This window comes from Streptomyces sp. NPDC107559 (assembly GCF_055657365.1).
The window spans coordinates 899717-921466 of the sequence record NZ_JBVKBD010000001.1 but is presented as its reverse complement, the minus strand read 5'-3'; the positions used below and the strand labels follow the sequence as shown (position 1 = coordinate 921466).

Annotated in this window: 18 protein-coding genes and 2 tRNA genes; 11 read left to right on the top strand and 9 right to left on the bottom strand. The window is 72.2% G+C overall.

Annotated features, from left to right (window positions below; all coding sequences use genetic code 11):
• Window positions 1-8 precede the first annotated feature (8 nt).
• The 4 genes from ACZ7OY_RS03900 to ACZ7OY_RS03885 all read right to left on the bottom strand — a co-directional run bounded on the left by ACZ7OY_RS03900 (window position 9) and on the right by ACZ7OY_RS03885 (window position 3169).
• Window positions 9-1148, bottom strand: coding sequence for an acyl-CoA dehydrogenase family protein (locus ACZ7OY_RS03900; RefSeq protein ID WP_471909884.1), 1140 nt, complete (start codon window positions 1146-1148; stop codon window positions 9-11).
• 42 nt (window positions 1149-1190) lie between these two features.
• Window positions 1191-2798: an aldehyde dehydrogenase family protein gene (locus ACZ7OY_RS03895; RefSeq protein ID WP_471909883.1), complete on the bottom strand. Its 1608-nt coding sequence runs from the start codon at window positions 2796-2798 to the stop codon at window positions 1191-1193.
• A 159-nt stretch (window positions 2799-2957) separates the two neighbouring features.
• Window positions 2958-3050: transfer RNA gene (locus ACZ7OY_RS03890), tRNA-OTHER, on the bottom strand.
• Window positions 3051-3076: 26 nt separating this feature from the next.
• Window positions 3077-3169 (bottom strand) — tRNA-OTHER (locus ACZ7OY_RS03885).
• Between the two features lie 184 nt (window positions 3170-3353).
• On the opposite strand from ACZ7OY_RS03885, the gene ACZ7OY_RS03880 reads away from it, so the two are divergent.
• Both ACZ7OY_RS03880 and ACZ7OY_RS03875 read left to right on the top strand, forming a co-directional pair.
• Window positions 3354-4361, top strand: a complete 1008-nt coding sequence (locus ACZ7OY_RS03880) for a bifunctional lysylphosphatidylglycerol flippase/synthetase MprF (RefSeq protein WP_471909882.1) — start codon at window positions 3354-3356, stop codon at window positions 4359-4361.
• Window positions 4362-4385: 24 nt separating this feature from the next.
• Window positions 4386-4592: a hypothetical protein gene (locus ACZ7OY_RS03875; RefSeq protein ID WP_471909881.1), complete on the top strand. Its 207-nt coding sequence runs from the start codon at window positions 4386-4388 to the stop codon at window positions 4590-4592.
• A gap of 88 nt (window positions 4593-4680) precedes the next feature.
• On the opposite strand, the gene ACZ7OY_RS03870 is transcribed toward ACZ7OY_RS03875, so the two are convergent.
• Together ACZ7OY_RS03870 and ACZ7OY_RS03865 are read right to left on the bottom strand one after the other, a co-directional pair.
• Window positions 4681-5490 carry an AfsR/SARP family transcriptional regulator gene (locus ACZ7OY_RS03870; RefSeq protein ID WP_351622034.1) on the bottom strand — a complete coding sequence of 270 codons (810 nt, stop codon included), beginning with the start codon at window positions 5488-5490 and terminating at the stop codon, window positions 4681-4683.
• 139 nt (window positions 5491-5629) lie between these two features.
• Window positions 5630-7306, bottom strand: a complete 1677-nt coding sequence (locus ACZ7OY_RS03865) for an AMP-binding protein (protein WP_471909880.1) — start codon at window positions 7304-7306, stop codon at window positions 5630-5632.
• A 242-nt stretch (window positions 7307-7548) separates the two neighbouring features.
• Here ACZ7OY_RS03865 and ACZ7OY_RS03860 point away from each other — a divergent pair, with 242 nt between their 5' ends.
• Genes ACZ7OY_RS03860 through ACZ7OY_RS03845 form a run of 4 tightly spaced genes read left to right on the top strand, consistent with a single transcriptional unit; the run spans window position 7549 to window position 12711 of the window.
• Window positions 7549-9285 carry a hypothetical protein gene (locus ACZ7OY_RS03860; protein WP_471909879.1) on the top strand — a complete coding sequence of 579 codons (1737 nt, stop codon included), beginning with the start codon at window positions 7549-7551 and terminating at the stop codon, window positions 9283-9285.
• The gene (locus ACZ7OY_RS03855) at window positions 9282-10532 is read left to right on the top strand and encodes a hypothetical protein (protein WP_471909878.1); all 1251 of its coding nucleotides are present in this window, start codon (window positions 9282-9284) and stop codon (window positions 10530-10532) included. Before ACZ7OY_RS03860 ends, ACZ7OY_RS03855 begins: the two co-directional genes overlap by 4 nt.
• Window positions 10532-12214, top strand: a complete 1683-nt coding sequence (locus ACZ7OY_RS03850; RefSeq protein ID WP_471909877.1) for a nitrite/sulfite reductase — start codon at window positions 10532-10534, stop codon at window positions 12212-12214. Before ACZ7OY_RS03855 ends, ACZ7OY_RS03850 begins: the two co-directional genes overlap by 1 nt.
• Entirely contained in the window at window positions 12211-12711 is a 501-nt protein-coding gene (locus ACZ7OY_RS03845; RefSeq protein ID WP_351613787.1) for an RNA polymerase sigma factor, read from the top strand. The genes ACZ7OY_RS03850 and ACZ7OY_RS03845 overlap by 4 nt, the downstream gene beginning before the upstream one ends.
• A gap of 289 nt (window positions 12712-13000) precedes the next feature.
• On the opposite strand, the gene ACZ7OY_RS03840 is transcribed toward ACZ7OY_RS03845, so the two are convergent.
• Window positions 13001-14482: an MmgE/PrpD family protein gene (locus tag ACZ7OY_RS03840; protein WP_471909876.1), complete on the bottom strand. Its 1482-nt coding sequence runs from the start codon at window positions 14480-14482 to the stop codon at window positions 13001-13003.
• Between the two features lie 129 nt (window positions 14483-14611).
• Here ACZ7OY_RS03840 and ACZ7OY_RS03835 point away from each other — a divergent pair, with 129 nt between their 5' ends.
• The 5 genes from ACZ7OY_RS03835 (at window position 14612) to ACZ7OY_RS03815 (ending at window position 19856) form a co-directional block, all read left to right on the top strand.
• Complete coding sequence (locus tag ACZ7OY_RS03835) at window positions 14612-15502, top strand: class I SAM-dependent methyltransferase (protein ID WP_471909875.1); 891 nt, start codon at window positions 14612-14614, stop codon at window positions 15500-15502.
• 121 nt (window positions 15503-15623) lie between these two features.
• Window positions 15624-16565, top strand: coding sequence for a diacylglycerol/lipid kinase family protein (locus ACZ7OY_RS03830; RefSeq protein WP_471909874.1), 942 nt, complete (start codon window positions 15624-15626; stop codon window positions 16563-16565).
• Window positions 16566-16677: 112 nt separating this feature from the next.
• A complete protein-coding gene (locus tag ACZ7OY_RS03825) occupies window positions 16678-17106 on the top strand; it encodes an organic hydroperoxide resistance protein (RefSeq protein WP_152888105.1) in 429 nt (142 codons plus the stop codon).
• 40 nt (window positions 17107-17146) lie between these two features.
• On the top strand, window positions 17147-18358 hold the full coding sequence (locus ACZ7OY_RS03820) for a cytochrome P450 family protein (RefSeq protein WP_471909873.1): 1212 nt from the start codon (window positions 17147-17149) through the stop codon (window positions 18356-18358).
• A gap of 52 nt (window positions 18359-18410) precedes the next feature.
• On the top strand, window positions 18411-19856 hold the full coding sequence (locus tag ACZ7OY_RS03815; protein WP_471909872.1) for an MFS transporter: 1446 nt from the start codon (window positions 18411-18413) through the stop codon (window positions 19854-19856).
• 101 nt (window positions 19857-19957) lie between these two features.
• Here ACZ7OY_RS03815 and ACZ7OY_RS03810 read toward each other — a convergent pair whose 3' ends face one another.
• Both ACZ7OY_RS03810 and ACZ7OY_RS03805 read right to left on the bottom strand, forming a co-directional pair.
• A complete protein-coding gene (locus ACZ7OY_RS03810) occupies window positions 19958-20503 on the bottom strand; it encodes a PIN domain-containing protein (protein WP_471909871.1) in 546 nt (181 codons plus the stop codon).
• Complete coding sequence (locus ACZ7OY_RS03805; RefSeq protein WP_471909870.1) at window positions 20500-21678, bottom strand: XRE family transcriptional regulator; 1179 nt, start codon at window positions 21676-21678, stop codon at window positions 20500-20502. Before ACZ7OY_RS03805 ends, ACZ7OY_RS03810 begins: the two co-directional genes overlap by 4 nt.
• Window positions 21679-21750: the final 72 nt, after the last annotated feature.

Genomic DNA, 21750 nt, shown 5'->3' with positions numbered 1-21750 from the left:
GCCCTCCTTCAGGACAGTTCGAGCGGGCCGCCGTCGACGTACTGCACCAGGGCGGCGGCGCTGCTGGCCCGCGACGGCGGGTGGAAGGCGAGCGGGCGCACCGAGGCGGCGAGGCGGGCGTGGTCGGGGTTGCGGATGAAGTCGATGCCGCCGAGGAGTTCGAGCGCCTGGTCGGTGGCGCGGGCCAGGTTCGTCTGGGCCGCGAACCGGGCCATGAGCACCGCGGCCACCGCGCCCTCCCCCTCCAGTCCGTCGCGGATCGCGCGCGCCGTGCCCGCCAGCAGTTCGAAGGCGGCCTCGGTCTGGACGACGACGGCGGCCCGTTCCTGCGGGCTGCCCCGGCCGCTGGCCAGCAGCTGCTCGGTCAGTCCCGCGGCCGCACCCGCGTAGCCGGCGGAGACGAGCAGTTCGAACCAGATGAAGCCGGCCGTCTGGAGGTCGTCGAGCCGGTGCGGGTCCTCGGCCGTGGTCCGGACCACGAGTTCCTCGGGGATCTCGACGTTCTCCAGGCGCACCTCGTCGCTCTGGGCGGCGGCGAGGACGTCGCTGACCCAGAAGGGGTGCACCGACAGGCCCGGGGTGGTGGCGGGCACCAGGGCCAGGGCCAGTTCCGGCCGTCCGTCCCGGCCGGGCACGGCGATGCTCGCCGTCAGCACGCTCATCGAGCCGGAGAGGCTGCACGGCTTCTTCACGCCGTTGAGGCGGAAGCCGCCCGGGATCGGCTCGGCGGTCACCGACGGGGTCAGGATGTTCTGCTGGGTGCGGCCCTCGGCCCAGCCCGAGGCCAGCAGCCGCTGCTCCGGCACCACGCTGGAGAGCAGCTCCAGCTGGGCGGGGGTGAGCCGGCCGGACTCGGCCGCCAGCGCGTAGAGCATGGCGACGGTGAAGTGGTGCATGGTGACCGCGGCGGCCAGGGAGGGGGAGAGACTGCCGAGGCCGCGCTGCACCTGGACCGCCTCCACGAGACCGGCGCCGTGCCCGTCGTACTCCTTGGGCACCAGCAGCCCGACCCCGCCGTGCGCCCTGAAGAGGTCGAGGACCGGGCTGCCGGGGGCCTCGCGCCGGGCGTACGGGATGTCGGCCAGGGCTTTCAGCAGCCCGGGGTGGTAGCGCTCAACGGCGTCACGGGCCGCGTCGAGGCTGCGCATGGGGATTGCACCTCCGTAGGTGGCACGGGTGGGTGGGGAAGGTCAGCCGCCGAAGACCGCGGCGCGCGGGCTGACGTCCTGGGCGATGCTCACGCCCTGGATGTGCGAGGTCTTGAGCATCGGGTAGTTGGCCTCGCCGAAGACGCCGCCGGTCAGTCCGGTGCCGCCGTGGCTGGGCAGATAGGGCAGGAAGCCGATGTGGGAGTCGTTCACCTTCAGCAGGCCGCCGTTGCCGACCCGGCGCACGAAGGCGTCGACGACCTCGGGGTCGCGGGCCCACAGCGAGTTGCGCAGGCCGTACTCGTTGGTGTTGACGAAGTCGATGAATGCGTCGAGGAGTTTCTCGTCGTCGGCGGGCTCGGGGACGACGACCGGGATCAGCGGGAAGAACGTCTCGTGACGTACGACCTCGTGGCTGCGTGCGCCGCTCAGGCCGTTCACCCGTACCACCGTGGGCTGGAGGAAGACCCCGGTGTCGCTGGGGGTGCCGTCGAGTTCGGTGCGGTGCCCGCCGGTGACGAGTTCGGCGCCGGCGTCCAGGGACTGGCGCAGCAGGGTGAAGAACTTCTCGCTGCGCCGCACCGGGGACAGGAGCACGTCCTCGTCCTCCGGATAGCCGGGGCGCACGGCCTCGGCCTGCCGCTTGACCTCGGCGATCAGCTCGTCCGCCCGGTCGGGGTGGACGAGCACCCAGTTGGGCACCATGCAGATCTGTCCGGAGCCGTAGAACGACTCGGCGATCGCCTCGGCCGCGTGCGGGATGTCGGCGTCCCGCCAGACCACGACGCCGTCGTTGCCGGCCAGTTCGAGGATCGGCTTCTTGCCCCGGGCCACGCACCGCTCCTGGAAGCGCAGGCCCTCCTCGGTGCTGCCGATGTAGAAGATGTCCTGGATCTGCGGGCTTTGCAGCCAGCGGTCGATCGTCTGGCCGGGGTTGCTGCACACCGCGTTCAGCGTGCCGGGCGGGGCGCCCACCTCGTCCAGCAGCGGGGCGATGAGTTCACGCAGCACGAACATCGTGCTCAGCGCGATGGACCGGGGGGCGCGTACCACCACCGTGTTCCCGGCCATCAGGGCCAGTACCGACAGGGCCGCGCTGGGCGCGGGCGCGTTCTGCGGGGGGTTGAAGGCCACCACGCCGTCCGGCTGCCGGCGCACGATGAGCCGGCGCCCGCCGTGCTGGAACTCCGTGTGCATCCGCTCCCGGTACCAGCCGAGGCTCTCCTCGCTGAACACCTGGAGCAGGCAGCTCAGTTCCCAACGGGCCAGCTTCAGCGGGTGCGCCTCCGCGGTCAGCAGTTCCAGGAACTCGTCCTGGCGGCGCAGCAGTTCCTCACGGAAGAGCGCGCCCAGCCGCATACGCCGCTCCAGCGGGACCCCGGCCCAGGCCGGGGCCGCCGCCGCGGCCGCCTGGGTGGCCAGGTCGATGGCGGTGTCGCCCGCCACCGCGCAGCGTCCTACGACGTACGGGTGCTCCGCCGCCGCGGAGTTCTCGTCCTGTTCCAGGGCCCGCTTGAGTTTGACGCTGGTGAAGACGTCCTCGAGGAGGGAGCGGGCACTGACCGTGTACACCCAGCCGATACCTTCGACGTCCTTGCCCGCGATGTACAGCTTGTAATTGCGCAGTGGTTTTTCACGGCCATCGATCATCGTCAGCCTTTCCCTCGATCGCCTCGGATTCTGATGAGCACTCGAATCGTGACGAGCGGGTCTGACTGGCTACTGACCTGCGGCTGACATGCCGGGAACAAGAAAAGCGGCCACGGAGGGATTCTCCGTGGCCGCTGCACGACACTGTTCCGTCGTCTGCGGAGAGGGCAGGATTTGAACCTGCGTGGGCAGTTTATTACCCGACCGTTCCCATGGGACTGGCCCCCGATAAGCCGCTCCGGGCACCTCTCCTCGTGCTTCTGTTCTTATGTCGTTCGCGGAGAGGGCAGGATTTGAACCTGCGTGGGCAGTCTATTACCCGACCGTTCCCATGGGACTGGCCCCCGATAAGCCGCTCCGGGCACCTCTCCTCGTGTCCGTCCGGTGCGTTCCCCGGCCCGTTCACATCACCAACTGTGCACTGCCCGGCTGACTTCCCGCTGATATCCGGCTGACGCCTCCAAGCGCGGGGGAAACGGCTCTTCCAAGGCTCCAGCGGGCAGTGCTGTACTTTTCTCGATCCGCCGGAAACCTACCAGTGGAAAGGGAGGTCCTATGTCCACGGCACCTACTCGGGAGTCGTCCTCCGCCGTCGTTCTCGACGCCATCACGAAACACACGCAGGCCGGGAATCCGAGCTCGTTCCTGGCGATGAACACCGGGAACGAGCTCTTCACCGTGCCCGACGCCGACGGGGTGGTGGTGTACCGGCAGGCCGGCCGCCATCTGGTGCAGTTCGGCGGCCCCTTCGCCGGCCCCGGCAGCTACGAACGGCTGCTCACCGCCTTCCAGGAGCACGCGCAGGAGCAGGAACTGCGGCTGGTGGCCGTGCAGTTGCAGCGCGCCGACGCCGAGATCTACGCGCGCCTGGGCTGGACCGTCAACCAGATCGGCGCCTCGTGGGCGGTCGGCCTGCCCGACTTCACCCTGCGCGGCACCCGGTTCATGCAGCTGCGCAACAAGATCTCCCGGGCCTTCCGCAACGGCCTCCAGGTGCGCGAGGCCGACGCCCAGGACGTGCGGGAGGCGCTGGCCGTCATCGACTCGGCCTGGCTCGCGGACAAGGGCGAGCACGTCCGCCCGCTGGAGTTCCTCGTCGGCCAGACCGGCGGGAGCGCCCAGCAGCACCGCCGGCTCTTCGTGGGTTCCATCGACGGCACGCCGGTCGGCTACATCTCCTACTCGCCCGTCTACGGCCCCCAGGCGGGCTGGATGCACGACCTGAGCCGTCGCCTGCCCGGCAACTCCCCCGGCCTGATGGAGGCGATCAACAGCACCGCCGTCGAGGCCTTCCGGGCCGAGGGCGCGCAATGGCTGCACTTCGGCTTCACCCCGTTCACCGGACTGGACGCGGCACACGAACTGCCCGGACACAGCCCGGCCTTCACCTGGCTGATGCACTTCCTGTGGGAGCACGGCGAGGACCTCTACCCGGCCCGGACCCAGCTCGCGTACAAGGAGAAGTGGGGCCCGGACCTGACGCTGCCCGAGTACATCGCCTTCCGCGGCCAGGCGTCGCCCGTCTCCTTCGCGCATGTCTTCCGCGCCTGCAATGCCTTCTGATCCCACCCGTCCGAGGAGAACCCCATGCCGTCCGAGGAGAACCCCGTGCCGTCCGAGGAGAACCCCATGCCGTCCGAGGAGAACCCCGTGCAGCAGCCGACCGCAGACCTCCAGAACGCCCTGGTGGCGTCCCTCCTGGCCGTCATCGGCGCGCCGGACGACGAGGAGACGGCCGCCACGGCCGATGCGGCGCTCCGCACCCTGGACGCGGCACTCGGCGACGCCGCCTAGCCGCGGCGGCCGCGGCACGGCGCACGCGCAGCGGTCCCGCGGGGCAGTCGGGTCTGCCCCGCGGGACCGCTGCGCGCCGCCCCCGGCGTCACGCCGGCCTGGACTGCGCCGGCACGTCGTCGGGCACCGGCAGCCGCTCCTCGCCGTTGAGCAGCGCCTGGTGCAGGCGCCGCAGCCGCTCGGACGGCTCGAGACCGAGCTCGTGGTCGAGCGTCGTACGCAGCTTCTGGTACGTCTCCAGCGCCTGCCACACCCGGCCCGCCCGGTACAGGGCGGTCATCAGCTGTTCGTGCAGCCGTTCGTGCAGCGGATAGCGGGCGGTGAGGACGGTCAGTTCGCCGAGCACCTCCGCGTGCCGGCCCAGCCGCAGCTCGGCGGCGACCCGGCACTCGACCGCGCCCAGCCGTGCCTCGTTCAGGCGCAGCAGCTCGATGTCCAGCAGCGGCCCCGCCTCCACGTCGACCAGGGCGGGCCCGCGCCACAGCTGGAGCGCGCGGCCCATCAGCCGGGACGCGGACTCGTCGTCCCCGGCCTGGGCGGCCGCCCGGCCGGCGACCATCAGGTGCTCGTGCTCGTGCACGTCCACCTCGCCCGGCTGGGCGTTGAGCTGGTAGCCGCCGTGCACGGTCTCCAGGATCTCCTTGGCGGACTGCGTCTGGCGGCGGCCGAGCGCACGGTCGATGCCCCGGCGCAGGTGAAGCACGTACGTCTGGAGCGTGGTCATGGCACTGCGCGGCGGATGATCGCCCCACAGTTCTTCGATCAGCGACAGAACAGGGACCACCTGACCGGCTTGCAGGGCCAGAAGGGCCAGCACTTGACGGGGCTTGGCGGCGGTCGGCGCGAAGGATCCGCACCGTTCGCGTGCGGTCATCGCCCCCAGCAGTCTGATCTCCACGGATTCAACTCCTCAGGCAGGCAGCACGCCCCGACAGCGTGTGCCGGGCGTGGCCCAAGCCTTTCAGGCCAGGGCAGGCCGGGACAGCGACCGGCCCATGACATGCACGGGAAGGCGTACCGGTCCCGGCCTGAGAACTTCATGTCCCGGTGCTGGAGATCTCGTACAAGGGCCGCAGCCGGCCGCTGAGGAACAGGCCGCGCACCGCGGAACGGGAGACCCGGCCGCGGAAGTTGCGGCGCACGGTACCCGGCCGGACCAGCACCACCGTGCCGGGCCCGACCTCGAACTCGTCGGTGATCCGGCGCAGCATCCGCACACCCAGGCCGCTCAGGTCCACGTCGTGGCGCAGCCCGTCGCGCACCTCCTGCACCACCACCAGCCGGTCCCGGCCCGGCGCGTGGGGGACGCCGAACGCAGCGGTGCGCATGCACAGTTCACTGGTCTCCTGGGCGGACCGCTCGACGTCCTGCGGATGCACCAGCAGGACGCAGGCCGCCCGCCCGGGCACCTTGATGCCCTCGCGCAGGCACCCGCTCACATACAGTTCGCCGTCGAAGCGGACGGCCTCGTCCCCGGTGTTCAGCCCGTTGACGCGCAGCACTCCCACCCGGCCCTCCGGGACCGGGGCACCGGTGTCCGGGGCGGCGAGGGAGAGTTCCGGGCCCACGCTGCGGCCCACGCTCACCAGCGTCCGGAACGGTTCGCCGGGCGCGGCGTCGCACAGCTCCCCGCGGTCCAGCGACTTCTCCGCCACCCGCCGGGCGGCGGGCGGTCCCGCCAGGTCCGCGACCGGGCGCGCCGCCACCGGGAACGGGGACTCCGGAGGGGCCAGGCAGGAGACGAACGCCTCCGGGGAGAACCCGGCGGCGGCGAACCGCTCGCCGAAGGCCCGCCTCGCGTCCGGCTGCTGCGGCGACGCGCAGATCACCGCCGTCTCCCAGTGACCGAGAGCGAGCCCGGCCAGTTCCGCGTCCGTGGTCCGCTCGGCGGCGAGCTGGTAGCCGTACGTGCTGGTGAGCCCGGTGGTGATGCCGTAGCTGCTCACCGCCTCCACCCACTGGGCCGGCAGGCCCCCGGGGCTGCCCGCCGGGAGCAGCACCCCGGTGGCGCCCAGCCACAGCGGATGCAGCAGATGCATGACCAGACCGGTGCCGTACCGGTAGGGCAGCAGCCCGCCGACCCGGGAGTCCGCGGACGAGCGCAGCACCCGCTGGGCCCAGGGCTGCCCCTCGGCGAGCATCCGGTAGGTCACCCGCACACCGCGCGGGGCGGCGGCCGGTCCCGGCCCGTACAGCAGCAGGGCGTCGTCGTCCGGGCGGGTCCTCGTGCGGGGCGGGGCGGCCGCCTGCCCGGCCGTCTCCCCGGCCGCGTCGACGGCCAGACAGACGGTGCCGCCGTGGCCGGCCCGGGCGAGCAGCTGGGTCAGGGCGGGCGCGTCGGCGCGCTCGGCCAGGACCAGTTCCGCGCCGCAGTCGCGGACGACGGCGAGCAGCCGTTCGGTGCGGTGCGCCTGGCCGTCGACGGCGTCGACGGGAACCGCGGTGGCACCGGCGTACAGACAGCCGAGCAGCGCGGCGGCGAAGTGCCGCCCCCGGGACGGGGCGACGAGGACCGGCCGGCCGGCCAGTCCGTGATCGGCGATCCAGGCCGCGACATGACGGGCCTTCAGATCCAGTTCCTCGTAGGTGACGGTCTCGGCCGCCAGTTGTCCGCGCGACGCCTCGTACACGAACACACAGGCGACCTTTACGGGGTTCGCCTGTGCGTTGGCGCGGACCACATCGGTGAACACGTACTCGGATTGACCCGGCATCACTCCCCCATGACAGCCCTCGACAGCCTTGTCCTCCGGCCGAGTCTGCGCCCGGTTGCTCGAATCTCACTGGACCCCCGGCACACCGCCCGACCCGGCCCCGGCCCTGTACAGCCGTCCTCAGGGAGCGGTCAAGCGGAGTGTCAGCCGACAGTCAGCGCGCACTGCGAAGGTGCGGCGCGAACCTGCCCTCGTACGGCGGGATATCCCCTACGAAAGTCCCAGGAAAGGGCGTACGGATCATGAGAGAGCTCGGTCTGCGGCGCCGCCATCTGTGGCGCCTTTCCATCGGCCTCGCCCTGGTGGGCACGACCTCCACCCTCCTCACCGGGGCGGGCCAGGCTAGCGCCACCGCCGCCCTGTCGACCACCCGTTTCACGGCCTCCGACGGCACCACGTACACGGCGACCAACCACCTGCTCGCCTCGGCGGGCGGGCCGGGCCGCGAGTGGCTGCTCGCCTGGGCGGGCCCCGCCGACACGACCAAGCCGGACTTCATGGCCGTCATCGACGCCACCAAGGGGTCGAAGACCTACGGCCAGGTGGTGAACACCGTCACCATGGGTCCGGGTCTGGCCAACGAGCCGCACCACATGCAGTACGTCTGGCACAAGGGCGACCGGCTGTACGCGGGCGGCCTGAAGGCGGACACCACCTTCGTCTTCGACACCAGCCAGCTGCCCAAGCTGCGACTGGCCGGCGTCAACGTGGCCTCGGACACCCCGTGCGGCACCATGCCGGACGCCTACCAGGTGCTGCGGGACGGCACCGCCTACGGCTCCTTCCTCGGCGGCGGCGACGTGGCCGGGCCGTGCACGTACACCAACGGCCAGGTCCGCAACGGCAACGGGGCGGCCGGCTCGCCGGGCGAGATCGTCCGCTTCGACCGCAACGGCAAGACGCTGGCCGAGATCCCCGCCGCCACCGCGAAGGGCGAGGACCCGAACCTGTGCGGGAACGTGCCGGAGCTGCCGGAGCCGACCTGCGCCAACCCGCACGGCATCATGGTCGACGAGCGCCGCAACATCCTGGTCGGCAGCGACTTCGTCGAGGCCAAGGACTTCACCTCGCCCGAGGCCCCGCTGCGCGAGGACCTGGCCCGGCCGACCGTGCGGGTCTGGGACATCACCAACCGCTCGAACCCGACCCTGCTCTCCGTGAGCAAGGTGCCGGACGGTCCGCGGGCCCAGCTGGAGAGCGACCCGATCTGGTACGAGTCCCGGGTGCTGATGGAGCCCGCGCTGCCCAACAAGCCGGGCCACAACGGCGCGTTCGTCTCCTCCATGACCGGCGGCGCGGTCTTCTACACACCGGACATCAAGGCCAAGAAGCCGGTGTGGAAAGAGGTCATCGACGACACCACCGCCTACCGCAAGGCCGGTGCCGAGGCCGATGTGCGCGGCGGCGGCGACAACTCCAGCTGGCTGATGGTCAGCCCCGACGACCGCTACCTCTTCCACACGGTCATGGGTGTGCCCAAGGGCTACGGCCAGTCGCTGGACAAGACCACCGGCATGCTCTACGTGATGGACATCCGCAAGCTCCTGGCCTCGGGCAACAGCCCGAAGTGCTCGGTCGACAAGCTCGACGAGGTCTTCAAGGGCGGCCACGAGAGCGACTGCCCGGCCGTGGTCGGCACCCAGCTGATCCGCGACACCACCGACGGCGGCCCGCACTGGGGCAGCATGGACAACTTCGCCCGGCACGCCGACGGCACCTACGGCGAGACGGAGAAGATCAAGCGGATCGCCGTGGCGAACTACTTCATCGCCGGCGCGTTCGGCGGCGACGGCGACCACCGGATCTGCATGTTCAACCTGGGCAACGGCGGCAAGGTGACCCTCGACCGGTCCTTCCGGGACGAGAACACGAACAAGCCGTGCATCAGCTTCAACCGCATCTCCTGGCCGCACGGCGACACCGGTGACGCCCGGCCGCACGGTGTGCTGTTCACAGTCAGCGACGGCGTGCTGAAGTGACCGGGACGCCTTTCACCCCCGGCGGCGCGCTGCTGCTCGCCACCGTCGTGCTGCTCGCCGGCAGCGCGCTGGGACTGCTGCTGCTGCGGGGCAGGCGCCTGCGTGGGATCCCGGCCATCACGGCGTTCTTCGCCGCCGTGGTGGCCGGGGCGGTGCTGGCGGGCACGACCGCGGCGGCCGGCGGCGGGCCCCGGCCCGCCGCGGCGGCCCGGCCGGGCACCCCGGTGGTGCGCGAGCTGCACCTCAACGGGCAGCACGTACCGGTCATGGTGGTGCCGAACCGGCCCGGTCTCAACCTGGTCGGCATCGGCGTCGACGGTACGCAGAAGGCGGCGGCCGGAACCGACCGCGACCGGCTCACCGCCGGGACCGTACGGGCGGGCAGCGCCCAGCGGTGGACGACGGTGAACCTGCCCCGAGGCGAGAGCCGCCTGTGGATCTCCGCCGCGGGTGCGACGGGCTCGTTCACGGTGGACACCGGCACCCGGACCGCCGCACCCACGGCACTGCGCGGGGCGGACGCCCCCGAATGCGCGGCGGCCGCCGCCGGCGAGCTGGCCGCGGGCCTGGACCGGCCGCTCACCAGCTGTCCCTCGGACCGGCTGACCGAGGCGGACCGCTCGGCGCTGCGCGCCGTCGTGACCTTCCTGGCCGGACGCGGCACCCGCACGGCGGCCCTCGTCGGCGACGACTCCCCGCGCGGCCGGGCCGCCGCCGCGGAGGTGCGTACCGCCGCGGCGGCCGCCCGGATCACGCTCGCGGCACCGAGCACGGGACCGGTCACGGCCTCGGCGCGTCCGCTGATCGTGGTGGCGGGCTGGCAGCGGGCGCAGTCGGTCCTGCAGGACGTGGCCGCGGGCCGGATCCGGTCGCAGGGCAGCTACCTCGCTCCCTGGCTGCTGACCCGGTCGCTGCTGGCCCCGGCCGCCGGCCAGATCATTCCGCTGCGCTTCGCGCCGCGCACCGGGATGCCCATGACCTACGCGAGCGCGCTGGCCGCACGGCTGCCGGGCGAGTACCCGTCGGCGACCGGCTACGAGGCCTGGCGGCGGGCCTCCGGCGCGGCGATCCGGGCCGACGCGGATCCGGTACGGCTGTACGCCACCGCGGTGATGTACATCCCCGGCTCCCCGCTGTCCGGCCCCGGCGCGGGCGGACACCACCACGGCGGCGCGACCGACGTGGACTGGCTGCCCGACGGAATGATCGCCCCGGTGGCGGGGCCGTTCGAGGAGAAGGGGGCGTGATGGCCACGGGCCCGGCGCCGAAGCGGCGCACACCGGACAAGGCGCGCGACGAGGGCCAGTGGGCGCTGGGCGGGCGGACCGCCCTGAACGACAACGAACGGATGAAGCAGGCCGAGGACCCGCTGCGGGTGCGCGAACGCATCGAGAACGTGTACGCGCAGCGGGGCTTCGACGCCATCGACCCGGACGACCTGCACGGCCGGTTCCGCTGGTGGGGCCTCTACACCCAGCGCCGGCCCGGCATCGACGGCGGCCGTACGGCGCTGCTGGCGCCCGAGGAGCTGGAGGACTCGTACTTCATGCTGCGCGTCCGCTGCGACGGCGGCGCGCTCGACCTGCGCCAGCTGCGGGCGATCGCGGAGATCTCCACCCGCTTCGCGCGCGGCACCGCCGACATCACCGACCGGCAGAACATCCAACTGCACTGGGTACGGATCGAGGACGTGCCGGAGATCTGGCGGCGGCTGGAGGCCGTGGGCCTGTCCACCACGGAGGCGTGCGGCGACTGCCCCCGGGTGGTCCTCGGCAGCCCGGTCGCGGGAGTGTCCGCGGACGAGGTGCTGGACGCCACCCCGGCCGTCCGGGAGATCGTCGACCGCTATGTCGGCGACCCCTCCCTGTCCAATCTGCCGCGCAAGTTCAAGTCCTCGGTCTCCTGGCTGGCCGACCTCCCCTACCAGGCCAACGACATCTCCTTCCTCGGGGTGGAACACCCGCTGCACGGACCGGGGTTCGACCTCTGGGTGGGCGGCGGCCTGTCGACCTCGCCGCGGCTGGCCGAGCGGGTCGGGGCCTGGGTGCCGCTGGCGGAGGTGCCCGAGGTGTGGGTCGCGGTGACGCGGCTCTTCCGGGACTACGGCTACCGCCGGCTGCGCAACCGCGCGCGGCTGAAGTTCCTGGTCGCCGAGTGGGGGGTGGCGCGCCTGCGGCAGGTCCTGGAGACCGAGTACCTGCACCGGCCGCTGCTGGACGGCCCCCCGCCGCGGCTCCCGGCCGCCCCGGTGGAGCACACCGGGGTGCACCGGCAGCGCGACGGCCGCCATTACGTGGGTGTCGCGCCGGTGGTCGGGCGGGTCTCCGGCAAGCAGCTCGCGGCGCTGGCCGAGACCGCGGAGGCCCACGGCTGCGGACGCATCCGCCTGACCGCGTACCAGAAACTGCTGGTGCTGGACGCGGTGGACCCGGAGCCGCTGGTCAAGGACCTGCGCGGGATCGGTCTGGAGGCGGAGCCCTCGGCCTGGCGGCGCTCCACCATGGCCTGCACCGGCATCGAGTACTGCAAGCTGGCCATCGTCGAGACGAAGGCGCGCGCCGCGGGCCTGGTCGAGGAGCTGGAGCGACGGCTGCACGGCCTGGACGTGGAGATGAGCATCACGCTCAACGGGTGCCCCAACGCCTGCGCCCGCACCCAGATCGCCGACATCGGCCTCAAGGGCCAGCTGGTGACGGACGCCGACGGCCGGCAGGTGGAGGGGTTCCAGGTGCACCTCGGCGGCGAGCTGGCGATGGCGGCCGACCGGACGGCCGGATTCGGCCGCAAGCCACGGGGGCTGAAGGCCACCGCCGCGGAGCTGCCCGACCTGGTGGAGCGGCTCGCCCGGCAGTACCTGGCCGGGCGTTCCGGTCCCGGCGAGACCTTCGCCCGCTGGGTCACCCGGGTCGACGAGGAGGAACTGCGGTGATCACCCCCGCCACCCCCGCCCTGCGCTGGCAGCAGCTCCTCCACCACCACGACCGCATCCACCGGCTGGCCCGCTCCCGGCTGCGCGGTGCGGCGGAGGCGGAGGACTGCGCCCAGGAGGCGCTGTTGCGGGCGGCCGCGTTCGACGCGCTGGACGAGAGCCGCATCGGCCCGTTCCTGACCTCCGTCACCCTGCGGCTGTGCACCGACGTGCACCGCCGGGAGGAACGCGCGCGACGGCTGCTGCGCCGGGTGCTGCCGGGGGATCCGACCGGCCCGGAGGAAGTGGTCTGCGCGGAGGCGGAGGACGCGTGGATGCTGCGGCAGGTGGGGCGGCTGACCGGCCTGGAGCGGGAGGTGATGCTGGCGCGCCGCGAGGGGATGAGCACGCGCGAGTACGCCGCCCGCAACGGCGTCTCGGCCAAGGCCGCGGAGGGCGCGTACACCCGGGCACGGGCCCGGCTGCGCCGCTGGTACGCGGGCAGCCTGACGGGCTGACACGGACGGCCCGTCAGGCTGCCCCCACCTCGTCCGCGGGAGCCCCGGCGACCCCGGACGACCCCGTCAACCCTGGCGACCCGGCGGCCCGGGGACCCGCCCTTGCCCGAGACCGAGCCCCCGTAGGACCGGACTCCGTGAGGCCCGTCCCCTGAGACCGAGCCTCGTAGGCCCAGACCCTGTAGGGCCCGACCCCTGAGGCCAGACCCCGTACGACGAGACCCCGTACGACCAGCCCCCGTGAGGCCCGGCCCCGTAGGGACAGGCCTCGCGGGGGCTGCGCTCGTTGTCAGGAGAGGGCCGCGTGCAGGAGTCCGGGGAGTTCCTGTGCGGGTACCCGGGCCAGCTCGGCCAGCCGGTCGGCGACGTCCTTGCGGCCGCCGGTGGCCAGGAACTTGTCCCGGACGAGCTGGGCCACCGGCGTGCCGTCCGTCGCGCCGACACCGCCCACCGGTACGTCCTGCTGCCGGGTCGCCGTACGCCCGTCGCGCAGGCGGACCGTGACCCGGGACGGCGTCACCTTGCGTGCCTCCCTGAAGTCCCGGCTGGGCGGCGGCAGTTCGCCCACCAGGTCGACCAGCCACCGGCCGTCGCCCTGCCAGCGGGACCCGAACCCGGCCAGCCACTCGGGGGCCCGGTCGCCGGCCTGCCGCAGCGCCTGCCCGAAGGGCACCAGGCTGTGGAAGAGGTCGTACGTCATCCGCTCGTCCAGCACGACCCGGATGCGGTCGGCCAGCTCCCAGCGTTCCGGATCGGTCAGCGCGGGAGCGGCGAAGTCCGCGACGGTCAGCTCGCCTGTCAGCAGCGTCGTCGCCAGCAGATAGGGCAGCGCGAACACCAGGGCGCCCACGGGTGATTCGGGGCCGCGCATCCGCTGCTGCGCCCACTGGTCGACCAGCGCCGTGTAGAGCGAGGTGGCGACCTCGACGGACTCCACGTCACGGGCGTGCACCGGCCCCAGTTCCCGGTACAGCTCGATCCCGCAGTCCACCGCCGTGTCCATGCCGGGGCCGCCCGGATGCACCTTGAAGGAGGTGGTCCGGGTGTGCCAGCGCTCGCCGAGCCCCTCCGTGACGGCCCCCGGCACCGGCAGTTCGGCGAACGCGTGCAGGAACCCGTCGGGGTTCTCCAGCAGATCCCGGCAGCCGGTGAACCCGGCGTGCGCCGCGTCGCAGGCGTCCAGCCCGGCCGCCACCGGGGTCGCGGCGCTGAACACCTTGGAGTCCCCGCCGAGGAACCCGGCGACCACGGTGCGCGGCGGCAGGCCGAGGCCCAGGCCGAGCGCGTCCGCCCACAGGTCCGCGGAGACGCCCTCGCCCCGCAGCCGGCCGGCGACGGCGCCGGTGACATGGCTGTACGCGGCGGTCTGCCCGCGGAACGGGCCCAGGGTCACGGCGGCGGTCACCCGCGCCGCGCACTCGGTGGCGACGACGACGGACGTCAGCAGTCCGGCCCCGTCGAGCCCCTGCCCGGCCGCGTAGGCCATCGGGACGGCGACCGTCGAGTTGGACAGGTGCCCGGCGAACGCGGTGTCGTCGAAGTGCAGCCACGAGCCGAGCCCGGCCAGCACGTACGCGGACCGTCTGCTGTCCTGCTGGAGCGGCTCGCCGAAGCCGTCGACGAGCCGGCGGCCCAGCGGATGGGCGGCGCCGTACCGGATCGCCGCGCACTGGGAGATGATCTGCAACCCGGCCAGCTCCACGACGTCCTCGGGAAGATCGCGGAAGCTCGCACCGGCGGCCCAGGCCGAGAGTTCTTCAGTGAGGGTCATGCCCCGTATTACGCCTCCGCCGCCGTCCGCCCCCGCAAAGCGGTGGATATGAGGGTGGCCGGACACGGGCGCGTAAAGCGGTGGGGCGGCCACCGCCGTCCGCGCATCCTTCACGTGAAGGGGACACCCGTGCTCATCCCACACCAGCCCTCCCGCATGAAATCCGGCCTGGCCAGCAACACGGCCCAGCTGACCGCGCGCATCCGGGCCGTGGACGCGGCGCTGGAGCCCGGCCGGCGCCTGCTCGCGGACCAGTACGCCCGCTTGTTCATCCCCGGGATGCAGTTGCCGGACAGTACCGCCGAGGCGGACCGGTGGCTGACCGACAACGCCTGGCAGGAAGGCCCGTTCTTCGCCATCGTCCTGCTGCGCCAGCGCTGCTACGAGGACATGCTGGAGCGGGCCGTGGCCGCCGGGGTCCGCCAGGCCGTGCTGCTCGGGGCCGGCTACGACTCCACGGCGCTGCGGCTGCCCGGACACGCCGACCTGCGCTGGTTCGAGGTCGACCACCCCTCGACCCAGGCCGACAAGCTCGCGCTGCTCAGCCAGGCCGGCATCGACACCCCTCAGGTGAGCTATGTGCCGGTGGACTTCGAGGCCGGCGCCTCGCTCGGCGCGGCGCTCGCCGAGGCCGGGTTCGACGCCTCACAGCCGTGCGTGGTCGGCTGGCTGGGCGTGACCCTCTTCCTGCGGCCCGAGGCGTTCCGGCACACGCTCGCGGAACTGTCGGGTCTGTGCGCGAGCGGCAGCACCCTCGTCTTCGACTACATGGACCAGTCGGTGATCGACGGTACGACGCCGTACGCCGCGGCGCTGTCCAAGGCGCAGGAGGTGGGCGCCCGCGGCGAGCCGTACCTGACCGGACTCACCCCGCAGACCGCCGACGAGGCGGTGCGGCAGGCGGACTTCTGGCCGGCCGAGAAGTTGCGGATACCGGATCTGCTGCGCAAGTACGGCGGTCCCGACCCGTATTGCAGCGCCGACGACTTCATGGGCGTGGTGGTGGCCGAACGCGACTGAGACTCGAGTGGTACCCGAGCACCTCGTCAGTAGCCTGTCACCACTGACGGTCATCGTGTAGGCACCCTGCGGAACGCGGGGACGGACAGCGGGACGGACAGCTCACGCCGGAGGAGGGCGCATGATGCGGGACCGGCGGGCGCGGACCGGGCTGCTGGTCGCCAACCCGCTCGCGGGCAGCAGGAGTTCCGGGCTCATCGAGGCGGTGGTACGGCACAGCGCGCGCTGGCTGGAGGATCTGCGCGTGGTGCACACGGCCCACCGTGGCCACGCGGAGCAGCTCGCGGCCGACACCGCCGGCACCGGGACCGAGGTCCTGATCGCGGTCGGCGGCGACGGCACCACCCGCGAGGCAGCCTCCGGTCTCGCGCTGGCCCACCGCAGGCGGCCGGGATCGCCCGGCGCCGCGCTGGTGAACGTGCCGGCCGGCACCGGCAACTCCTTCTACCGCGAGATCTGGGCGGACCGTCCCTGGCAGGACGCCCTGGACGCCGCCCTCTCCTCCGACGCCTCCCGCGTCCGCCGCGTCGATCTCCTGCAGGTCCGCGAGACCGGAGCCCCCGTCGTCCTCGGGGCGGGCTCCGGTCTCGTGGCCGAGGTGACGCACGCGGCCGCCCGGCACGCGGACGTCACCGGCCGGGAGCGCTACCGGCGGACGCTGGACGAGGCACTGCGCCGCGCCCGGCCGTACCGCGGCCGGATACGGGTGGACGGCACCCTCCTGCACGAGGGGGACATCCATCTGACGAACATCGGCGGCGGGCGCTACCGGGCCGGGCACTACCAGCTGCTGCCCCGCTCGGTGCCCGACGACGGCCTGCTCGACATCTGCGTGATGACCGATGGATCACATCTGGCCGAATTGCTCGAACTCAGCCGTAGCGCAGCCCACTTGGACCGCCCTGGCGTACTTTACGCCCAGGGCAGGGAAATCGTTCTGGAGCGTGTCGACGGCGAGCCGCTCGTCCTGGAGTACGACGGCGAACCGGACACCGGCACCCGTACCCGCTGCACCATCGGCATATCGGCCGGCGCGCTGCCGGTCCTCGCACCCGCTCCGTGAGCGGGCCCGCGGGACCGCGGCCGGCTCCTCGCGACCGACTCCCCTGCGCATCACCGATCCGCAACCAAGTCCGCACCCAGATCCGCACCCAACGGAAACCGAAAGGCAAGTCATGCCCATCCAGCACACCGACGTTCTGCTCTACACCGGCGTCGTCACCGCGGAGAGCGGCCGTGAGGGCCGTGTGTCGTCCGACGACGGCAAGCTCGACGTCACCGTGAGCCAGCCCAAGGAGCTCGGCGGAGCCGGTCGCGGCACCAACCCCGAGCAGCTCTTCGCCGCCACCTACAGCGCCTGCTTCCACGCCTCCATCGCCATCGTGGCCGACATGGAGAAGGTCGACATCACCGGCTCCAGCGTCACCGCGCGCGTCGCCATCGGCAAGAACGACGACGGGTTCGGCATCATCGCCGACCTGACGGCGCACCTGCCCGGCGTCGAGCCGGCCGTCGCCCAGAAGCTCCTGGACAAGGCGCACGAGATCTGCCCGTACTCGCGCATGACGCGGGAGGGCATCGAAGTGAGCCTTCAGGTCGGCTGACCCGGCGCAGGCCGCGGGGAGGGGAACGGACATGGTGAGCATGGCGGCGCAACCGCCCGTCACGGATCTGCTGGAGCTCAGCCCTGAGTTCGTCAGCAACCCGTATCCGGTGTACGAGAAGCTGCGCCGGCAGGCTCCGGTGCACCACGTCAGGACGCCCGACGGCGACGACGTGTGGCTGGTAGTCGGCCACGAGGCGTGCCGTGCCGCGTTCACCGACCCGCGGCTGAGCAGGGAATGGCGCCGGTCCGGGCGGATGAGCCAGATCAAGAGCACCGATCAGGACGATCCCAATCTGGCCCATCTGCTGATGGCCGATCCACCGGACCACACCCGGCTGCGGCGGCTGGTCTCACGGGACTTCACCCCGCGCCGGATCGCCGCGCTGGCACCGCGGGTCCAGCAGGTCACCGACGAACTGCTGGACGCGATGCTGGCCGGTCCGGACCGGCGCGCCGACCTGGTGGAGGCGTTCGCCTTCCCGCTGCCCATGACCGTGATCTGCGAACTGCTCGGTGTCCCCGAGCTGGACCGGGACGCGTTCCGCGGCTGGTCCAACCAGGCCATCGCGCCCACCAGCGGGCCCGAGCAGGCCGCCGCGTACACCGAGCTCACCGCGTACTTCAGGCGACTGATCGCGGACAAGCGCGGCAGGCCCGGCCAGGACCTGCTGAGCACGATGATCCACGCGGTGGACGAGGGCGGCGACCGGCTCTCCCCGGACGAGCTGATCGGGATGTGCAGCCTGCTGCTGATCGCCGGGCACGAGACCACCGTCAACCTGATCTCGGGCGGGATGCGCGCGCTGTTCGCCCATCCCGACCAGGCGGCCCTGCTCCGGGCCGACCTGGACGGGCTGATGGACGGGGCCATCGAGGAGATGCTCCGGTACGACGGCCCGGTGGAGACCTCCACCGGCCGGCTCGCGGTGGCCGATGTCGAGATGGGCGGGGTGCTGATCCCGTCCGGCGCCACCGTGCTGATCGTCATCGCCGACGCGGGCCGGGCCCCGGAGCGGTTCGAGGACCCGGACCGTTTCGACATCCGCCGTGACGCCCGGGGCCATATCGCCTTCGGTCACGGCATCCACTACTGCCTGGGCGCCCCACTGGCCCGGATGGAGGGCCGCATCGCCCTGCGCGCCCTCCTCGAACGCTGTCCCGGCCTGGCGCTCGACGCGGACCCGGCCACGCTGCCGTGGATGCCGGGCATGCTGATGCGCGGCGTACGAAAGCTTCCGGTGCGCTGGTGACGGCCGCCTCCGACCCCGCCCCCGCGGCACCCCCCAGACCCGGAGACCGAGCATGACCGAACTCTCACCGTCCCAGACGAAGGCGGGCCCGGACCCGTCGTGGGACGACCGTTCCCCACGCAAGCTGACCCTGCTCCTCGGGGTCGCCTGTGCCGTGCAGTTCCTCGACTCGATGGACATCGCCAGCATCGGCCCGGCGCTGCCGCTGGTCCAGGACGATCTGGACATCTCCGCCGCCGCACTCCAGTGGGTGGTCAGCGCGTACGCGCTCGGCTTCGGCGGACTGCTGCTGCTGGGCGGCCGGCTCGCCGACCTCTACGACCGCAGGAAGCTCCTGATCGGCTGGCTGGTGGTGTTCGCGATCGCCAGCTGCGCGGGCGGCCTGGCGGACAGCGGGCTGGTGCTGAGCCTGGCCCGGCTGGTCAAGGGCATCAGCGCCGGCATCACCGCGCCGGTGGCGATGGCGGTCCTGCTGGACGCCTTCCGGGACGAGGCCTCCCGGAACAAGGCCCTGGGTACGTACATGGCCGTGGCCGCGACCGGCTACTCCCTGGGGCTGGTGTTCGGCGGCGCGCTGGCGGGCACGTCCTGGCGTCTCATCCTGTTCCTGCCCGCCGTGGTCGGCATCGCCGTGGCGGTGCTCGCGGCCTTCGTCGTCGAGGGCGGCCGGTCGGACCGGACCCGCGGCCGGATCGACACGCTCGGCGCCCTCACCGTCACCACGTCGGCGATCTGTCTGGTGTACGGCTTCAGCCGGGCCGCCACCGACGGCTGGGGCGACTCCTGGACGGTCGTCACCCTGATCGCCGCCGCCGTACTCCTGGGGCTGTTCCTGCTGGTCGAGCGCCGGCACCCCGACCCGCTGGTGCCGTTGTCGATCTTCCGGCGCCCGCAGCTGGCGCGGGCGAACATCTGTCTGCTGTTCGTCGGCGCCTATGTGGCCTTCCAGTTCGTGCTGATGCTGTACTACCAGGACGCGCTGCACTGGTCCCCGCTGGAGTCCGGGCTCGCCTTCCTGCTCGGCGGAGTGCTGACCGGGGGCACGTCCCGGTACGCGGCGACCCTGGTCACCCGCTACGGCGCCTGGCCGGTGGGGGCGGCGGGCCTGCTCATGCTGACCGGCGGCTATCTGGCCTGGGCGCTGCTGCTGGGCCACGCCCCCACCCTGGTCGTCATGTTCGTCCAGCAGGTGCTGGGCGGCCTGGGCTTCGCCGCGGCCTACCCGGCGCTGAACATCGCGGCCGTCGGCCAGGCCCGCGAGGACGAACAGGGCCTGGCCTCAGGCCTGTTCAACACCAGCCAGCAGATCGGCAACGGAATCGTCGTGGCGGTCACCGCCACCGCCCTCACCCTCAACACGGACGGCGGACTGGGCGGTTACCGCGCGGGACTGTGGACGGTCACCGCCGTCACCGGCCTGGTGACGGTCCTGGCGGTCGCGGGCGGCCTGCGCTACCGCCGCCGCGAGGGCGCACCGGCGACAGCCGGCGGCGCCTGAGCCCGGAGCGACGACCAGGACGGCAGGGAAACGCCCACGAGGGCGGGCGGCGCGCGACCGGACGACACGGTCCGCACCGCCCGCCCTCGCCCGACTCCTCCTCAGCGCAGCAGACCCTCAGCGCTGCGCGGAACGCCTCGCAGATGGCGCCCGGCCTGCTGCATCCCCATGAGGAGACGATGGCCCGCGTCGGCCAGGACCAGGCCGTCCACGACAGCCTCGCGCATGATGTCGACGGTGTTCTTGACGGTGATGCCCTTGCGACGGGCGTAGTGGCCGGCTTCGCCGTCGTCGGTGATCCACACGGAGTTCGCGAATTCGCTGCGCCGCTCGATGACCACGAGTGTCTCCGCCTCACCGAGGTGCTGCAAGGGCCGGGCGGGGGAACCCGCGAAGACGACACGACGAATGCGGTCCACCGCAGCCGTCTCGGCAGGGTCGTCGATCGCGATCGGCTCGCCGAGCCACCCGCCGTCGGTCACCTGACGCAGCTTCGGCCAGTACCGCGTCGACTGCTCGGCCTCGGCCGCCACCGCCTCCGTCCAGCGACCGCGGCCGTCGAGGACCTTCTCCAGCAGACTCAGCCGGTCGACGGCGGCGAAATTGCACAGCACGGTGTTGTCGGGAAACCAGCAGTGACGCGTCATGGCTGGTAGACCAGGTCCCCTTCGTCCACGTCGGCACCGCTCGACACGCCCTCCTGCGGCGCCGGTTCAGGTTCGAGCGCCTCGCGAATCCTGTCGACGTCCACGCCCGTGTACGCGGCCAGCGGGCGCAGGGTGGTGTCCCCCGCCAGGTAGGCCTCGTACAGCAACTGAGCCGGGCGGAACGGCAGTCGGTTGGCCTCCGACCATGTGGTGCGGGCCTCGAAGAGGTCGCTCTGGCCGGTAAGCCAGTGGCAGTCGTACGTCGTGAGCCCGCGCAGCCTGGCCCCCGCCTGCGGGGCGACGACACCCAACTGGGTGAGCCGGGCCGCGAGTGCACTGGGAGACACCTGGAAGCGCACGACCAGCGAGGCGAGTTGCTCGTCCGTCACTTCCTTCTCACGCACCACCGAGTCGATTTCGCCCCGGGGCATGAGGAGATTCGCGGCGAACACATTGGCGCGCACCTCGGTCAGGTCCTTCTGGCGCCCCGGGGCGAGTTGCGTCTCCGTCAGCAGGTCCTGGGCGTCCCTGGCCAGAATGTGCCCGAGTTCGTGGGCGAGGGTGAATCGCTGGCGCGTCGGCACCTTGGTCCGCGCGATCATGATCAGCCGGAATCCGTCCGCCTGCCAGGCGGCACCGTCGATTCCGTCCGGCAGGCCGATCTTCGCCACATCGACACCGAAAGCGCGCTCGAAGGCCTGAAGCAGGTCGGCGGTTTCCAGGCCGTCGATCGTCGGCGTGCCCGCGGCGGCGAGACAGGCGAGCGCGTCGTCCGCGAGGGCCACACCCTGATCGACGTATCGCTTGAGGTCCGGACGGACGGAGGGCAGTTCCGGCAGCTCGGACGCGAGGCCCAGGAGGTCCAGCACCTCGTGTGCCGTGACGAACCGTTCGACCAGGTCCTCCAGCCTGCCGCGGCCCTCGTCGTCGACCACCGGCGCACTGGTGCGGGCCGCGATGGTGGGGCGCAGCGGCTTCCGACCGGTCAGCAGCCAGTCGACCGTGGTGTTGCCGAACTCCGCGATCCGGGCAAGATCAAGAGAGGTGAACCTGCGGACACCGTTCAGGGATTTCGACAACTTGTCGGGAGCCAGCCCGACGCCTTGCGCAAACACCCCTTGGCTGACCGAGGCATCCTTCATCACTTTCCGTACGCGATCCACCACATCGCCCATGAGTTCACCATACGAGCGAGATGCGAAAATCGCAACAGGGGCTCGAACGGCACGGCCTCGCCGAGTCCGACG

Bases quoted from the DNA above. Each gene is read 5' to 3' on its own strand.
- ACZ7OY_RS03900 (WP_471909884.1), bottom strand. From the start codon at position 1,148: ATGCGCAGCCTCGACGCGGCCCGTGACGCCGTTGAGCGCTACCACCCC.
- ACZ7OY_RS03895 (WP_471909883.1), bottom strand. From the start codon at position 2,798: ATGATCGATGGCCGTGAAAAACCACTGCGCAATTACAAGCTGTACATC.
- ACZ7OY_RS03880 (WP_471909882.1), top strand. From the start codon at position 3,354: ATGTCCACGGCACCTACTCGGGAGTCGTCCTCCGCCGTCGTTCTCGAC.
- ACZ7OY_RS03875 (WP_471909881.1), top strand. From the start codon at position 4,386: ATGCCGTCCGAGGAGAACCCCGTGCCGTCCGAGGAGAACCCCATGCCG.
- ACZ7OY_RS03865 (WP_471909880.1), bottom strand. From the start codon at position 7,306: ATGCCGGGTCAATCCGAGTACGTGTTCACCGATGTGGTCCGCGCCAAC.
- ACZ7OY_RS03860 (WP_471909879.1), top strand. From the start codon at position 7,549: ATGAGAGAGCTCGGTCTGCGGCGCCGCCATCTGTGGCGCCTTTCCATC.
- ACZ7OY_RS03850 (WP_471909877.1), top strand. From the start codon at position 10,532: ATGGCCACGGGCCCGGCGCCGAAGCGGCGCACACCGGACAAGGCGCGC.
- ACZ7OY_RS03840 (WP_471909876.1), bottom strand. From the start codon at position 14,482: ATGACCCTCACTGAAGAACTCTCGGCCTGGGCCGCCGGTGCGAGCTTC.
- ACZ7OY_RS03830 (WP_471909874.1), top strand. From the start codon at position 15,624: ATGATGCGGGACCGGCGGGCGCGGACCGGGCTGCTGGTCGCCAACCCG.
- ACZ7OY_RS03825 (WP_152888105.1), top strand. From the start codon at position 16,678: ATGCCCATCCAGCACACCGACGTTCTGCTCTACACCGGCGTCGTCACC.
- ACZ7OY_RS03820 (WP_471909873.1), top strand. From the start codon at position 17,147: ATGGCGGCGCAACCGCCCGTCACGGATCTGCTGGAGCTCAGCCCTGAG.
- ACZ7OY_RS03815 (WP_471909872.1), top strand. From the start codon at position 18,411: ATGACCGAACTCTCACCGTCCCAGACGAAGGCGGGCCCGGACCCGTCG.
- ACZ7OY_RS03810 (WP_471909871.1), bottom strand. From the start codon at position 20,503: ATGACGCGTCACTGCTGGTTTCCCGACAACACCGTGCTGTGCAATTTC.
- ACZ7OY_RS03805 (WP_471909870.1), bottom strand. From the start codon at position 21,678: ATGGGCGATGTGGTGGATCGCGTACGGAAAGTGATGAAGGATGCCTCG.